Raw genomic sequence first — 15,739 nt, forward strand, 5'->3', positions numbered from 1 at the left:
CGGGCTATCCATTGGCTTTGACAGCGTACTGTCTCCCTGGCCCGGGGCGCGATGGGGACTACTGCCCGACGCCCCGGCTTCACATGCCTCAACATTGCGGGATTTGGTGCGGTCCGGGGTCACCCAGGGTGGTGTTGCCCTGGGCGATGAAGCGGCCAGCATTGGGGCCGCTAGTCAGCTTGTACCATGCCGCGTAGTTCAAGTAGGGCGTGCTGCGGTTGATGTAGCAGTTGACCGTGAATCCGCCGTTGAACTCATACTGCCATGGCGGACCATTGACCTTTCCGTCACAGCGGTGCCCTGGAGTATTTGGATCCCACGATGTTTGGCCGGAGGGCGCGGTATCCGTGCAAGTACGGTAGCTGCCGGGAGGCAGCGTGGCATCCCATGACGTCTTCTGCGGTCCGCTCTGTGCACTCGCAGAAGCCACGCCACCGCCTGTGCCCACGGAGTTGAACGTCTGGACCTCGATGGTGCGCGTCTGGTTATAGCCACCGGTGTTGACCACACGGCTGCCGGACGCGGATTCGTTGATCCACCCGGTATCAGTTCCACCGCCGGTGATCCTGATCTTGGTCACTGCGACGTCGTTGCTGTTGGTGGACGGCGAGGACCAGTTCAGCGTCAGCGTGGTCTGGTTTTGCCCACCGTTGGCGCCCGAAGCAGATGGTGTACCGGGGGAACCGTACGGGGTGGTGGTTGCCGGTGCACTGGCATTGGAACTCGGCGCCACTGAGGACACCGCGGTGACTGTGATGGAGGTTGCCTGCCCGTTGGCAAAACCGCTGACCGTCTGGCCAGGCGTGATGGGTCCGGACTGGCCGGTACTGGCCAGGTAGCGGTAGCTGACCTCGTTTTGAGTAGAACCGTTGCGTTGTGTCTGGTCCAGGACCGAGAAGTTGATGGTGACGGCCTTGCCCGCTCCCCCGGTGTTGGCCGGGGTGGCAGAGACGTTCTCTACGGCCCCCAGCTTGCCGGTGGCGCGACGCGGCGCCGAAGGTGCGCTGACGCCGCCCTTCCCAGCCTTATTTTCTGCTTGAACGGTGAAGGTGTAGCCTGCTTCGTTGTTCTGGGCAGTGAAGGTTGCTGATCGGACATTTCCCGGGACGGTCTGCGTCTGCGGAACGCCGTTTCCGCCGCTCATAGTGACGTAGTAGGTCTTGATGGGGTCACCGTTGATATCCGGCTCAGCCCAATCCGCACGAATCTGGTTGTTGGTTCCCACGGACTGCACCACTGCGGTGGTGGGAGCCGCCGGGGCTGCCGGAAGACCAGCAGGGTTGTCCTCCAGGGAGTACATGCCCCAGTCCGATGGACCGAGCTCATTGACGGCCTGGGCACGGACCTTGTACTTCACGCCATTCGTCAGTCCCGGCCAGGTGTAACTCAGGCCGGTGACATCGTTCTTCACGGCAATGCCGTTGGCCGGCGGCGGAGAAATCTCCAAGTTGTAGTGCTTCACCGGAGAGCCCTCGGTCTTGGCCGGGGTCCAGGTGATGGCCATGTTCTTGTCACCGGCTTTGACTGTGGGGGCGTCCGGCGGCGACGGCTTCTCATCCGGCCGGATCTCGTTGGAGGCGATGGACGCCGGTGAGTCCCCTACCTCGTTGGTGGCGGACACGGTGAAGACGTACTTCACGTTGTTCGTCAGCCCGGACAACGTGCAGGTTGTAGTGGGACACACCTGTTCAAAACCGGCGGCCTTGACCGTGTACTTGGTGATGGCTGCGCCATTGTCCGACGGCGGCGCCCACTTGAGCACAGCGGTGCGGCTGCGGACGTCGGTCGCTACCGGTGCCGATGGAGCGTCTGGTTTGTCCCGGACCGTGATCCGTACGCGTCCCACTGCCTGCCGTGAGGGGTCCTTGGTCTTGTCCAGCACTGTGTACCGAACCACCATGACGCCCTTGAAGCCATCAGCAGGAGTGACCGTGATCGATTCCCCTGAGACCGTCGGCTGGCCGGCGGCGGAACCAGTCTCCACTGCGGCGCCTTCGATCGTCAGAGGCGAGTCATTGAAGGGGTTGAAGTCGTTGGCCAACACATTGATGGTTTCCGAGCGTCCGGCATTGGCTTTCTCAACGGAGTCGTCGTTGGCTACGGGCTTGGGCCGGTTCGAGGACACCACTGTGGCCGTTACCGTTGCCCGGACAGCATCAGACCTGCCGTCTGTGACCTTCAAGGGGAAGGTGCCCACAGCACCGGGAGTGACGGAGAGGTCCGGGGTGACTTTGAGGACCGTTCCCTCCACTTTGGTTTGGAAACCCGCGGGCTGCTGTCCGTCCAGCTCGAATTTCAGGTTTCCCTGGTCCCTCTCGTCCACGTCCTTGGCAAGGTTGGCCAACTCCAGCTCGGTGGTTTCACCCTTGGGAGCCTCGATGGAAGCACCGCTGAAGGTCGGGACGTGGTTGGCGTTGGGGTCCGGGATCACCTTGGTGATGATGGTCAATGTGGACTTCAAGCCTTGGGAGTCGTCCGGACCTGACCCGTCGGTCACCTCGAAGGTGATGGATCCCGGACCAACGTAGTCTGTCTGCGCTGCATATCTCAAGGCATTTCCGTCGCCGGCAATAACGTTGTTGGGATCGGCTCCCTGGACGCGGATCTTGTCTGCAACCGTAAGCCGTGGTTGGCGGCCTTCCCGCACGCGGACATACTCCTGGAGCGAGACCGTGACTTCCTTGCCGGACATGACCTCCACGGGCTCGGTTTTAGCCAAGGTGGGGTACTGCAGGCCTTGGCCTGGGATCCACATCACGGCCGTGGCTGATTGCCCGTCCATGTCTGTCACGGTGTACGGGATCAGCTGGTCCTGGGGGGCGAGTGTCACCACAACGTTCCCCGCAGTCCCCACCCGGGCGTTCGGATTCGCATCGGGCAAGGTGATGGTCAGGTCTTCGGCGACGCCGTCCGGATCAGAGTCGTTCTTCAACACCGGGACGTCAACGGCGGTCTTGCCCAGCGTCTCAGCCAGCGTGATGCGGTCGTCCACGGCAATCGGAACGTGAAGGGCCGCCGTCGGGCTTGTTTGCACCCTGACCACGGCGCTGGCTTCAGCCTTTTTGTCGTCCTGAATCCGGTAGCTGATGCTTTCATTTCCAGTGACGCCCGGCGCAGTCAGGAGGATCTTTCCGGAGGACGCTTCAACCTGCAGTTCCGGGTTGGCTTCGAAGGAATTCACCAATGCAATGGGGTCGCCATCAGGGTCCGAGTCGTTCTTTAGGGCATCCACCGCAATCCGACGCCCTGGACGGACCTCAATGGCGTCATCCACCGCGATCGGCTTTTGGTTATTCGCTTCTGCCGGCGCAATACCCACAATGACGGTGCCGGTGTTTTCCGCTCCGATCCGGTCCCGCACGCGATAGCTGAACGTGTCAGTGCCTGCGGAGGTGGCGGCAGCGGTGAACTCCATGTAACCGTCCCGGACTACGGCGGTCCCGAGCGCGGGCGCTTTGTCCACCCCGATGAGTTGGACGGAGTCGCCGTCGGCGTCAATGCCATCCAATGGCACGGGGATCTTGACGGTCATGCCGGCTACCACCCGGGCGGTCAGGTTTCGCGGCTCGGGCCGGGTGTTGGTGGCGTCATCGCGGGCACGGATGCGGATGGTGACTTGCTGGGAGTCGGTCTGGCCGGACGCATTGCTGACCTTGTAAATGGCGTAAACAGTTTTGGGAATCTCCCCTGCGATAAAGCGCAGAGTATTGCCCGCAACGAACATCCTGCCGTCAGCGGCATCGGGCTGTTGCGCCAGCTCCGGGTCGAGCGTCAGCTCTCCGCCGTTAGGGTCCGAATCGTTGTCCAGGACAGGTATGGTCACCACGTCTCCGACACGCACCGACACTTCGTCCGGCTTGGCCTGCGGGGCCTGCAGCTTGCTGGGCGCAGGTACTACCTGTACTGAGATGTCTCCGGTGGCCGAGGCTTTGCCGTTGGAAATGGTGTATTTCAGCGACAGTTGGCCGGTGGCGCGAACGTCCGTGACCTTGACCACCGAATGGTCCAAAACCGCCACCGTGACCGGAAGGCCATCCTCCGCGGTGACGGACTGGACTACCAGGACGCCTCCGGCCGGGTCCGAGTCATTGCCGAGCACGTCCACCACGGTGCTGCCGCCACTGGGCAGCAGAGCAATGTCGCGGACGGCAACGGGAGCGCCGTCGTTGTTGCCGGACACGACGTCTACGCGCACCAGCTGCTGCGCACTCGCCGGGCCGTTGGTGACCATGTAGGTGACGTAGTGGGGGCCCGTGGACGTCGAGTTGAAAGTAAACGTTTGCTGGTCTGGACCTATCACGGCCGTGGACTGCTCATCCGGCTGGGCCTGTGCCAGCCGAAGCGTGCCGCCTTGCGGATCAGTGTCGTTCTTGAGCGGTGCGATCACCGTGTCCTGGCCTGCCACTGCAACCACGTGATCGGCGTTCGCAATGGGCGGCAAGGCCCCGGGTGCGCGAACGTCCACACTGATACGCCCCTCAGCACTGAGGGTGCCGTCGGAGACCGAAACGGCGATTGTCTTCTTTCCCGGCCCGGCTCCGGAATCCTGGAACGTCAATAGCCCGTCTGGCCTGATGCGGACTTGATCGGCGGGATCGCTGCTGACGGCAGCCACAGCAAAGATGTCGTCACCGTCGGGGTCAATCCAGTCATTAAGGATGTACTGGTTGGCGATCTTCCCCGCCTGTACCACCAAGGCATTGTTCCTGTTGGGCTTCTGCTGGGGTGCGTTGTTCTCTCCGGGCGGGACAATCCGGAGGTCGACGTTGGCCGCTGCGGTTCCACCGCGGCCATCATCCACGGAGTACTTGAACGTCTCCGCCCCGGTCTGATCCGCGGGGACAGAAATTTGGAAGCCCGTCCCGCCATAAACAGGAGCCAACGCACCCGATCTAACGGTTTGGTCGGCCGCAACCGTCAGGACATCACCGTCAGTGTCGGCGTCGTTGTCCAGAACCGGCAGGAGGGTCGTCTTGCCGGCGCGCACTCCAAAGGAGTCCGGCTTCGCCACCGGCGGCGTGTTCGGTTTGCTTCGGTCCGGGAGGACAGTCTGCTGGACTTCGTCCGCAGAGTCCTTGTCGGCGTCGTCCGATGTCTGTTGGGGCGGAATGACGTCGTCCCAGTTGTTGACCAACTGCATGTTCTGGTTGACCATCCAGACGTTGCCGGAGTTGACGTCGTTCAGAACCACGAGATCGCGGTTGACCCGGAAGACGTACGACGGCGACGCACTCGCCTTGGGAACATCGGCGCGGCGGTTATCAGCCTCGTTGCTGCATTCGCGGACGTACTTGTTGGCACCGGACCACGCCGCGTAGGTGCATGTTCCCAGCTGAACGGGCGCTGCGGGAATGCCTTCCCCGTCGGCTCGGACAGTCTTGGCGGTTCCACCGTCCAATGGTTGAAGGAGGAGCGCTTTGGTAGTGGCGATAGCTACGAAGTCGGCAGTCGGTCCTGTTTGTTGCAGCTTGGCGTCGCGGGCGTCGTCCAGGTGAACGGTTGCGCCGCCCGGGAGAACAATGTTTCCCGTGGCCTCGTTGAGGACCACTGCTTTGTCGCCCACAGCCGTCAACTGCAGGTCCCCTGCGCCCTTGAGCGCCTCGTCCGTGCGGACCTGCGAATCCACTGATTTGCCGTTGGCGTCCACCTTGGTGGCGGTGACGCTACCGGACTCGGGATCCACGGTGTGGATGGTGTCGTCCACGCCTACAACAGAAACAATTCCGGGCGATTGCTCGAACAGTGGTTCGGACTCATCACTGAACCCACCCACGGATCCGGCGGACAATGCCCAGACCTTGCCCTTGGAAGGATCGGTAACGGCCAGTACTTTGTGGCCGAAGCTCACATCCGCTGATCCGGGCAGCTTTTGGTCCCCGCCCAAACGCATGTTCGCGGCGCTGACAGGGTTGATCGTGGCGCCCTCGGGGTCATCAATGAAAACGTCGCCGGCCTGCTGGAGGACGTCGAAATCCTTACTCGCCGGAGTCACTGCCCCGTCCAGGGACTTCGAGGGGTAGTTGAGCCTTCCGGCGGCATTCTTGGACTTGCTGACCACCCAAACGCCGCCGTCATTGAGGTCCACTTCGGTGGTCTTGAACCCCGGGTAGAGGATGGCACCGGTCACCAGGACCGCGGCTGCAACTGAAAATGCAGTTGCCGCCATGACCTTCCGCCGGCGATTCCTGGCACGGCGGTTTCCGGACCCGTCAGGCAGAGCCATCCACATTCCCCCACAATTTAGGCAGCACAAGGCGGCCGACGCCGCACCCCACGGCCATTCACGACACACAAACAACGCTAAGACTACCGGGTTAATCCAACGTTTTGCTAAGTCGTGACGCAGTTCTCAGCAACCGCAGACACCCTCCACGCTCTCTCACATAACAGCCCTAAACGCCGATCGCTCTCTCACTTTNNGTGAGAGAGCGATCGGCTGGAACCCGCGGGACGTGAGAGAGCGTGCGGCTCGGACGGGCCGTGGGCGAGTCGGCAGGGTGCCTAGTCCAGCACCAAACCCTTGCCCCGGCCGCGGGCCAGCATCACAGGATGGATCTCACCGAAACCGCGGACGTTCTCCGACTTCTGTGGAACCAGGACGAAGCGGTCATCCTGGCCCAAGGCGGCGGCGGTCATGGCGTCCACAAGGACCGTCCCGGGCTGCGCCAGCGTGGTGAGCCGTGCAGCAAGGTTGACTGTGGGTCCATAGATATCGCCAAGTCTGGAGAGAATCCGGCCCCAGACCATGGAGACGCGGCACTGTGGAAGGATCTCGTCCTCCGTGAACGCCTGGGCAAGGGCCAGGGAAATTTCGGCTCCCGCCGCGGGAGTCTCCGCGATGTAAAGGACTTCGTCACCCACTGTTTTGACCAGTCGCCCGCCACCCACGGAGATAATTTCCGCGCATTTGTTTTCAAAACGCTGCACCAATTGAGCGAGCGTTTTCTCGTTCATACGCCGGGACAGGCTGGTGTAAGAGACAAGGTCAGCGAATCCTACGGCCCGGGCCAACGGCAACGGCGAATCGTCTTCGTCGCCCTCCCGCCCTTCCTCGCTGGCCTGGAGTCCGGCTTCGGCCCGAACGGCAAGACGCTGGACGCCGGCGTTGAGTTGGCGGCGGTAGGAGTACACCAGGATCTCTTCGAGGGAGTCCACCAGCGCAGGCAGCTGCGCCACCAGTTGTTTGCGCGCCACGGCATCAGGGATTCCCTGCTCGGACACCATGTCCTCAACCAGCGCTTCGATCTGCCACACCACCATGCGGTCCGTCATTTGACCGATGGAACGGGTCACGGAGATAGCGGCTTCTTCCGTCAGGAGGCCGGCCCGGACCAGATCCAGGATGCTGGACAAGGCAGCTTGGTCGCGTTCCGTGAACGCAACATCCTCGTCACCAAAGTTGGGGAACCCCAGCGCGCGCCAGATCTTCCGTGCGGACAGGATGGACACGCCCGCACCGGCAGCAACTTCACGACGCCGGAGCTTGCGTTCTCCGCCAAGGAGCTTCGCCTCGAGCGCCTTAATAGCCAGGCGCTCCGCGGACATCACACCAGTGGGTGGGCCGGTTGGTACCGACGCCGGAGCAGGCCCGGCCTCAGTGTCCTCGTCCACGGAAGGCTCCGGAACGGCGTCGAACTCCTGGTCCAGGTCCTCGCCGGACTGCTGATCCTCAACGCTCATCTCTTCCACCATCTCTGAACTCCCACGGCAATTCTTCAAAATCCCTCAGTACTTCACCCTCAAAAACCTCACCTTGCGGGAGTTCATCCATCGCGTCAAGAATGAAACCCCGGAACTTTCCCACCTCAGGAACGTCGTTCATCACGGCTATTCCAGAGTGCCCGGTATCCAAGGATATATTCCCCGAGTGCAATGTCCGTTGGAGCATGCTCTGGTGGACACCTACATTGCGGATGGCCATCAGCGATACCTGCCAGTCATTTCGCCTAAACATTCCATTCCGGGCAAGTACGCGCCTGCTCGTCAGGATGTATTTGACCGAACGCCACCGCAACACCCGCCTGAGGCTGTATGCGGCAAGGAACCATCCGGCGAGTACCACCACGGTACCCATAAGCCACGGCGTCCATTCCGTCGTGATGAAAGGCGCAAGGCGCTGCGGGTTTTCCCTGACGATCCAAGCACAAGCAAAACCTGCAGCTGCTGGAACCGCAATGAAGGCCAGCACCGGAAAGAAGAGTGAGCGGGCCTGTTGGCGTGTGATGGTAATGACCTGCTCCCCCGGGAGTAACTCTTTACGCATAACCGCTTTCTGTGGCGCGCAAGTGCACCACATCACCGGCTGTCACAACGTGTTCCCTGCCACCATGGTCCACCACCAGCAACGAGCCGTGCTCGTCCAGGCGCGAGGCATGCCCCACGAGCTCGTGATCCCCAGGCAAATGCGCGCGCACTTCGCGGCCCAACGTCACCATGGCCGACTCAACACGCTTGTGCAGGGATGGGCCACCCACCAAACCGGCGGCGGGGTCCCCTTCGGAATTGCAGAAGCTGCGGTAGAGCCGCGCGAACCGTGACAGGTAGCTTTTCAGCAGCGCGGTGCGGTCCGTCGTCGCGGCCCCCTCCAAAGCAAGCGAGGTTGCCGTGGGTACCGGAAGTTCTTCCTCGGCCAAGGACACATTGAGTCCCACGCCCAGAATCACAGCCGGAACGGAGCCATCACCCAGCGGAGTCATCTGCGCCAGAATGCCGGCCACTTTGCGCCCGTTGACCAGGACGTCGTTGGGCCACTTGATCTCAGCGGTGATGCCGGCTGTTTCCTGCAGGGCCTCACGCAGCGCAACAGCAGCAAGCAGCGAAAGCCAGGAATAGCTCTGCGTCGGGACCGGCATGCCCTCAGCCGTGACAGGCCGCAGCACCACGGAGACCGAAACCGCCGATCGCTCGGGTGATTCCCAGTGGCGGTCGAGCCGTCCACGCGCCGCTGTCTGGTGTTCGGCGGTCAAGACGGAAAGGTCAGCCCACTTTTTGGGCTCCACCGTCACAGCACGCACGAGGTCCTGGTTGGTGGAGCCCGTGGACTGGACAATGTCCAGACGCGAGATGCCCGTGGCCGACAGGAAGTCCGGCTGCAGGAGCGACTCACGGTTCAGAGCCTCACGATCCAACGGGGCACGCGACTGCCCGGACGGGACCTCTCCGGACGGAACCTCTCCAGACAAGGCCTGGGGTTCGCTGCTCTCTGGCTGTTCGGCATCCATAGCTGAATCCTATCCAGTTGCGAGGTCCCCGGAGGGTGGCTGCCCCGAAATGCGCCTGGGAATCCGCCCATGGAATCTACTCAGAGGAAGATGTCCGGCACCAAGCGGTCTTCGGGCGCGCCGAGGCTATAGGGAGTGAAGTCCTGCACTCCGGCTGCGCGCAGCACCTGCTCGTCGGTGTAGAAGTTCCCGCTAGATGCCGAACCCGTCAACACAGCATGGGCGGCATCAGCCATGATTTCCGGTCCGCGTGCGGCCTGCACGATCTGCTGGCCACCGGGCATATTCCGGATCGCGGCCGTGTCGATCAAGGTGCACGGCCAGAGCGAGTTGACCGAGACGCCGTCGTGCTTGAGCTCTTCGGCGAGACCCAGGGTGGTGAGGCTCATCCCGTACTTGGCCATGGTGTAGGCCAAATGCATCCCGGCCCATTTGGGGTCCAGGTTCAAGGGTGGGGACAGGGTGAGGATGTGGCCGTGGCTTGATTCCCGCAGGGCGGGCAGCGCCAGCTTTGAGAGCAGGAACGTGCCGCGGACGTTGATGTCCTGCATGAGGTCGTAACGCTTCATGTCCACGGCGTCGGTGCGGGACAGGTCGATTGCGGAGGCGTTGTTCACCACTACGTCGATCCCCCCGAAACGCTCGACGGCGGCGGCGACTGCTGCGGCGACGTCGTCATCATTGCGGACGTCCCCCACAAGCGGCAGCGCCTGTCCGCCTGCTTCGGTCAGCTGTTGCGCGGCGGTAAAGACAGTGCCCTCAAGTTTGGGGTGGGGGTCGCCTGTTTTGGCCATGAGCACAATGTTGGCGCCGTCGCGGGCTGCACGGGTGGCGATGGCCAGGCCTATGCCGCGGCTGCCGCCGGACATGAGGATGGTCTTGCCCTTGAGCGAAGCAGTGGCCACGTAAGGGGTGGTGCCTTGCGTTTGACCCTCTGTGGAGGCGGAGGAAGCGCCGTTGCTTGAAGTCATGCAGACACTCTAGCCCAACTATGTTACTGACGGGTAACATAGTGATGGCTTTGGCTTGGACGCGGAAAATTGTAGGGTTTCTACAGCGGTTCGCGGCAAAGGCGTCACTAGACTGGCCTGCGGGGCCTGTTCTTTGTACGGAAGCTACTTAAGTCAGCTACTTATCCGAACCCGGGATTGCGCCAGCGAATATCAGCTACAGAGCCGGAGACACTTGATGAGCCACGATCTGACAACGACAGCGGGAAAGATTGCAGACTTCCGCGACCGCCAGGCCCGTGCAGAACAGCCTTCCGGCCCGGAAGCGATCGAAAAGCAGCACGCCCGCGGCAAGAACACCGCCCGTGAACGCATCGACCTCCTGGTTGACCCGGGATCCTTCGTCGAGTTCGACGCCCTCGCAGTGCACCGCTCCACTGCTTTCGGCATGGAAAAGAAGAAGCCGCTTGGTGACGGCGTTGTTTCCGGCTACGGAACAGTGGACGGCCGCCTGATCGCCATCTACAGCCAGGACTTCAGTGTCTACGGCGGCTCGCTAAGCCAGGTCAACGGCGAAAAGATCGTCAAGGTCCAGGAATTCGCCCTCCGTAACGGTTGCCCGGTTGTGGGTATTAACGACGGCGGCGGCGCGCGTATTCAGGAAGGCGTGGCCTCGTTGGCCATGTTCGCGGACATTTTCCGCAACAACGTCCATGCTTCCGGCGTGGTCCCCCAGATCTCCCTCATCATGGGCCCGTGCGCCGGCGGTGCCGCCTACTCCCCCGCCCTGACCGACTATGTGGTCATGGTGGACAAGACGTCCCACATGTTCATCACCGGACCGGACGTCATCAAGACCGTCACCGGCGAAGACGTGGACATGGAAACCCTCGGTGGGGCGCGGCAGCACAATGCCACCACCGGCACCTCCACGTACCTCGCGTCCGATGAAGCTGACGCCATTGAGTTCGTCCGCGAGCTCTTGGACTTCCTCCCCTCCAACAACCTGTCCGAGGCCCCCGTGGTGGAGCACGACCAGGAACTGGAACTCAATGAGGACGACCACGCACTGGATGCGCTGATTCCCGATTCCGCCAACCAGCCGTACGACATGCGCAAAGTCATCGAGCAGATTGTGGACGACGCACACTTCCTCGAAATGCAGTCCTTGTACGCCCCCAACGTGATGATCGGCTACGGCCGCGTTGAGGGACACACCGTGGGCATCGTGGCCAACCAGCCCATGCAGTTCGCGGGAACACTGGACATCTCGGCGTCCGAGAAAGCCGCCCGGTTTGTCCGCCATTGCGACGCCTTCAACATCCCCATCATCACGCTGGTGGACGTTCCCGGCTTCCTGCCCGGCAAGGACCAGGAATTCCAGGGCATCATCCGCCGCGGCGCCAAGCTCCTCTACGCCTACGCCGAAGCGACGGTCCCCAAGCTCACGGTCATCACCCGCAAGGCCTACGGTGGCGCTTACATCGTGATGGGCTCCAAGAAGCTCGGAGCCGACCTCAACCTGGCATGGCCCACCGCCCAGATTGGCGTCATGGGCGCCCAGGGTGCAGTGAATATCCTTTACCGTCGCGATCTCGCAGCGGTGGCCGAAGCCGGCGGTGACGTCGAAGCCAAGCGCGCGGAGATCATCCAGGGGTACGAGGAAGAACTCCTCAACCCGTACCAGGCAGCCGAGCTGGGTTATGTTGACGCTGTCATTGCTCCGTCGGATACGCGCCTGCAGATCATCCGCGGGCTCCGCGCCCTCCGCGACAAGCGCGCGAGCCTGCCCACCAAGAAGCATGGGAACATCCCGCTGTGAGCGCGCCTAAGCACCGCGCCGATCCTGCGCCTGACCAGGAACCGGCCACTCCCCTGTTCTCGGTGGTCAAGGGCGAACCGGCAGCCGAAGAGCTCGCGGCGCTTGCCGCCGTCGTGGTTTCCCTCGGCGGCCAGCAGGAAGCGGCGCCGTCCAAGCCGAACGTCCGGCACTGGGTGCGCCGCCAGCAACTGCGCCTGGACCCCACACCGGGTCCTGGTGCTTGGAAGCGCAGCCGGGGTTAATTCCCACGTTCGTAGAAAAGTTCAACAACCCTTTCACGTAAGCGGTCTCACGGCTAGGCTCTGTGGGTGACTACTGCAAACACCCCCGTACGCCCCAAGTCCGCCATCGATGCCGTCGCTGACGCGTACACAGAAAAGCTGATCGAACTCAATCCCAGCTTCGCCACCACGCTGGGCTTGCCGGGACACGAAACCGAATACCAGGACTACTCCCCTGCCGGTCTTGCGTCCCACGCACAGGCAACCAGATTGGCCTTGGACGCTCTGGCAGGCCTCGAGCCTTCCGATGACGTGGACGCCGTCACCTTGGACGCCATGCGCGAGCGCCTCGGCTTGGAACTGGAGATCCACGAGTCCGGCTGGGATGCGGCCGACCTGAACAACATCGCCTCCCCCGCGCAGGACATCCGCGCCATCTTCGACCTCATGCCCACGGACACGGTTGAACACTGGGAGCACATTGCAGGCCGTGCTGCCAACGTTCGGGCCGCAATTGAGGGCTACATTGTGTCACTTCGATCGGCTGCTGACGCCGGCAAAGTAGCCGCCGCGCGCCAGGTGCAGATCGTCATCGAGCAGACCGGCCGGTACGCCGCAGAGGATGGCTTCTTCGCCAAAATGGCTGCCACCGCCGCCGCAGGGGGCACGCCGCTGCCCGCGGACGTTCAATCAAAGCTCGACGCCGGGACTGCGGCTGCGCGTTCTGCGTACAGCGCCTTGGGCGACTTCCTTAGGGACGAACTCCTCCCCGCGGCCCCGGAAAAGGATGCGGTGGGCCGCGAACGGTACGCCTTGGCCTCCCGCTCCTTTGTTGGCGCGGAAGTCGATCTGGAAGAGACGTACGCTTGGGGCGTCCGGGAGCTCGAGAGGCTTATTGGCGAGCAGGAAAAGGTCGCGGCGCAGATCAAGCCCGGCGCATCCATCGAAGAAGCCAAGGCCATCCTGAACAGCGACCCTGCCCGCCAGATCAAGGGCACCGACGCCTTGAAAGCCTGGATGCAGGAACTCTCCGATCGAGCGGTGTCCGAGCTGGCCGACGTCCACTTCGACATCCCGGACGTCATGCGGACCCTCGAATGCATGATTGCCCCTACCGACGAAGGCGGCATCTACTACACCGGACCTTCCGACGATTTCTCCAGGCCCGGACGCATGTGGTGGTCCGTGCCCGCCGGCGAAGACACCTTCACCACATGGTCCGAAACCACCACCGTGTTCCATGAAGGAGTCCCCGGGCACCACCTCCAGGTAGCCACAGCCACCTACCGCCGCGAACTCCTGAACAACTGGAGGCGCAACGTCTGCTGGGTTTCCGGCCACGGCGAAGGCTGGGCACTTTACGCCGAGCAACTCATGCTGGAACTCGGGTACCTGAAAGATCCGGGCGATCACATGGGCATGCTCGATGGTCAGCGGATGCGGGCAGCACGCGTGGTTTTCGACATCGGTGTGCACCTGGAACTCCCCGTCCCCGAGCGCTGGGGCAGCGGAACCTGGACCCCAGAAAAGGGCTTCGACTTCCTCAAAGCCAACCTCGACATCAGCGAAGGGCAGCTCCAGTTCGAGTTCACCCGCTACCTCGGCTGGCCCGGACAAGCGCCGTCCTACAAGGTGGGGCAGCGTTTGTGGGAACAGATCCGCGCTGAGCTTGAATCCAGGGAAGGCTTTGACCTGAAGTCGTTCCACAGCAAGGCGCTGAACATAGGTTCGGTTGGGTTGGACGTGCTTCGCCGGGCGCTGCTGGGCTGAGTTGCCAGGTCCGCCCTGAGGCCGGACATCCTCGGTGTGCTGCTCCTTCGGCGCCAGGAGCGCACTCTTTCCCCCGTTGCGCACCAGAGGTTACGGGTGCGATCGGCGGAAAGTGGTGCGCTAGCGGGTGAAAGGATCGCAGCGCACTCGGAGATCATCGCCACACTGTTTCCGGGAATAACTTCACAAAAGCCCGCGCCGGGCCCGCGAATTAGCGGTTCACGATGGAGGGCAGCAGAGGGGTGGACGTAACATTTCTCAACGTTCGTTCGCTATGTTATTTGCGATGCACCTAACGTGTTCCGGTGAGCACCTCAACCAACACTTCACCAGCAGCTGGCAAGTCCGGCTTCCGGCTCCCCAAATGGGCCGGATCCTTCGGCGTCCAGATCATCGCAGCCCTCATCGTCGGCCTGGTCCTCGGCCTCATCGCCAAGTACACGGGCAGCACCAAGACTGCGCCCAACGGCCTCGGCGCGACGCTGCAGACGATCGGCTCCAGCTACGTCTCGTTGCTGCAAACCGCCGTCGTTCCTTTGATTTTTACCGCCGTGGTCAGCTCCATCGCCAACCTGCGTCAGGTGTCCAACGCAGCGCGCCTGGCATGGAACACTCTGCTCTGGTTCGCTATCACGTCGCTGGTCTCGGTGCTGATCGGCATCGGCTTGGGTGTACTCCTGCAGCCGGGCGCGGCCACCGGCATCACCGAAGAAGCTAAGTACGCTGGCAAGACCGGCGACTGGTGGGCGTTCCTGATTGGCTTGTTCCCCAAGAACTTCCTGGGTCTCGGAGCCAGCTCCACCGTCACCGAAAGTGCCAACGCCGCAACCACAGTCAGCACTGCCGTCAACTTCAACGTGTTGCAGATTTTGGTTGTCGCGATCGCGGTCGGCGTTGCCGCACTCAAGGTTGGCAAGCAGGCCGAAGCTTTCCTGACATTCAACGCTTCCGCACTGGCAGTCATTCAAAAGGTCCTCTGGTGGATCATCCGCCTGGCCCCGCTGGGCACCATAGGCCTGATCGGTAACGCTGTAGCCATCTACGGCTGGGACACCATCGGATCCCTGGGCAAGTTCACGGCCGCCATCTACATCGGCCTGGCGTTGGTGCTCTTCGTGCTCTACCCCATCTTGGTACGCATTCACGGGCTGTCCATCAAGCAGTACTTCTCCGGTGTTTGGCCGGCCGTGCAGCTGGCGTTTGTGTCCCGTTCCTCTATCGGCACGCTGCCGCTGACGCAGCGCGTCACTGAGCGGAACCTGGGCGTCCCCTCCGGCTACGCTTCCTTCGCAGTGCCGCTGGGCGCCACCACCAAGATGGACGGCTGCGCAGCAATTTATCCGGCCATCGCGGCGATCTTCGTGGCGCAGTTCTTCGGCATCAACCTGGACTTCAGCCAGTACCTGCTGATCGTGCTGGTCTCGGTCCTCGGTTCCGCTGCCACTGCAGGTACCACCGGCGCCGTCGTGATGCTCACACTGACCCTGTCCACGCTGGGACTGCCGCTTGCCGGCGTCGGCCTGCTGTTGGCGATCGACCCCATCCTGGACATGGGCCGCACTGCAGTCAACGTGGCGGGCCAAGCGCTCGTCCCGGCCATCGTGGCCAAGCGTCAGGGAATCCTGGACGAGACCCTCTACAACGCACCCCGCAACGGTGCCGCGTTCGCTGATGAGTTCGCAGCCGACAAGGCAGCAGCAGAAAGCAACGAGCGCGAACTGGCTCATTCAAAGGCCTGAAACCCGCCCTTGTGAA

Annotated in this window: 9 protein-coding genes; 4 read left to right on the top strand and 5 right to left on the bottom strand. The window is 62.6% G+C overall.

What is annotated here, in order from left to right:
* Positions 1 to 88: 88 nt before the first annotated feature.
* From EU811_RS18550 to EU811_RS18570, 5 genes are all read right to left on the bottom strand, one after another.
* On the bottom strand, positions 89 to 6,223 hold the full coding sequence (locus EU811_RS18550; protein ID WP_142939781.1) for an Ig-like domain-containing protein: 6,135 nt from the start codon (positions 6,221 to 6,223) through the stop codon (positions 89 to 91).
* A 278-nt stretch (positions 6,224 to 6,501) separates the two neighbouring features.
* On the bottom strand, positions 6,502 to 7,680 hold the full coding sequence (locus EU811_RS18555; RefSeq protein ID WP_142939782.1) for an adenylate/guanylate cyclase domain-containing protein: 1,179 nt from the start codon (positions 7,678 to 7,680) through the stop codon (positions 6,502 to 6,504).
* Positions 7,670 to 8,263, bottom strand: coding sequence for a PH domain-containing protein (locus EU811_RS18560; protein WP_142939783.1), 594 nt, complete (start codon positions 8,261 to 8,263; stop codon positions 7,670 to 7,672). The genes EU811_RS18555 and EU811_RS18560 overlap by 11 nt, the downstream gene beginning before the upstream one ends.
* Complete coding sequence (locus EU811_RS18565; RefSeq protein ID WP_142939784.1) at positions 8,256 to 9,221, bottom strand: biotin--[acetyl-CoA-carboxylase] ligase; 966 nt, start codon at positions 9,219 to 9,221, stop codon at positions 8,256 to 8,258. The genes EU811_RS18560 and EU811_RS18565 overlap by 8 nt, the downstream gene beginning before the upstream one ends.
* Positions 9,222 to 9,301: 80 nt before the next feature.
* Positions 9,302 to 10,192, bottom strand: a complete 891-nt coding sequence (locus EU811_RS18570) for an SDR family oxidoreductase (RefSeq protein WP_142939785.1) — start codon at positions 10,190 to 10,192, stop codon at positions 9,302 to 9,304.
* 217 nt (positions 10,193 to 10,409) lie between these two features.
* Here EU811_RS18570 and EU811_RS18575 point away from each other — a divergent pair, with 217 nt between their 5' ends.
* The 4 genes from EU811_RS18575 to EU811_RS18590 all read left to right on the top strand — a co-directional run bounded on the left by EU811_RS18575 (position 10,410) and on the right by EU811_RS18590 (position 15,723).
* Positions 10,410 to 11,993, top strand: a complete 1,584-nt coding sequence (locus tag EU811_RS18575) for an acyl-CoA carboxylase subunit beta (RefSeq protein ID WP_142939786.1) — start codon at positions 10,410 to 10,412, stop codon at positions 11,991 to 11,993.
* Entirely contained in the window at positions 11,990 to 12,235 is a 246-nt protein-coding gene (locus tag EU811_RS18580) for an acyl-CoA carboxylase epsilon subunit (RefSeq protein ID WP_142939787.1), read from the top strand. Before EU811_RS18575 ends, EU811_RS18580 begins: the two co-directional genes overlap by 4 nt.
* 66 nt (positions 12,236 to 12,301) lie before the next feature.
* Positions 12,302 to 13,984 (top strand): DUF885 domain-containing protein, encoded by a 1,683-nt coding sequence (locus EU811_RS18585; protein ID WP_142939788.1) that lies wholly within the window; start codon positions 12,302 to 12,304, stop codon positions 13,982 to 13,984.
* A gap of 305 nt (positions 13,985 to 14,289) precedes the next feature.
* Positions 14,290 to 15,723, top strand: coding sequence for a dicarboxylate/amino acid:cation symporter (locus tag EU811_RS18590; protein WP_142939789.1), 1,434 nt, complete (start codon positions 14,290 to 14,292; stop codon positions 15,721 to 15,723).
* The last annotated feature ends 16 nt before the right edge of the window (positions 15,724 to 15,739 follow it).

Origin of the sequence: Arthrobacter sp. TS-15 (genome assembly GCF_006964045.1) — a bacterium.
Lineage (GTDB): Bacteria > Actinomycetota > Actinomycetes > Actinomycetales > Micrococcaceae > Arthrobacter.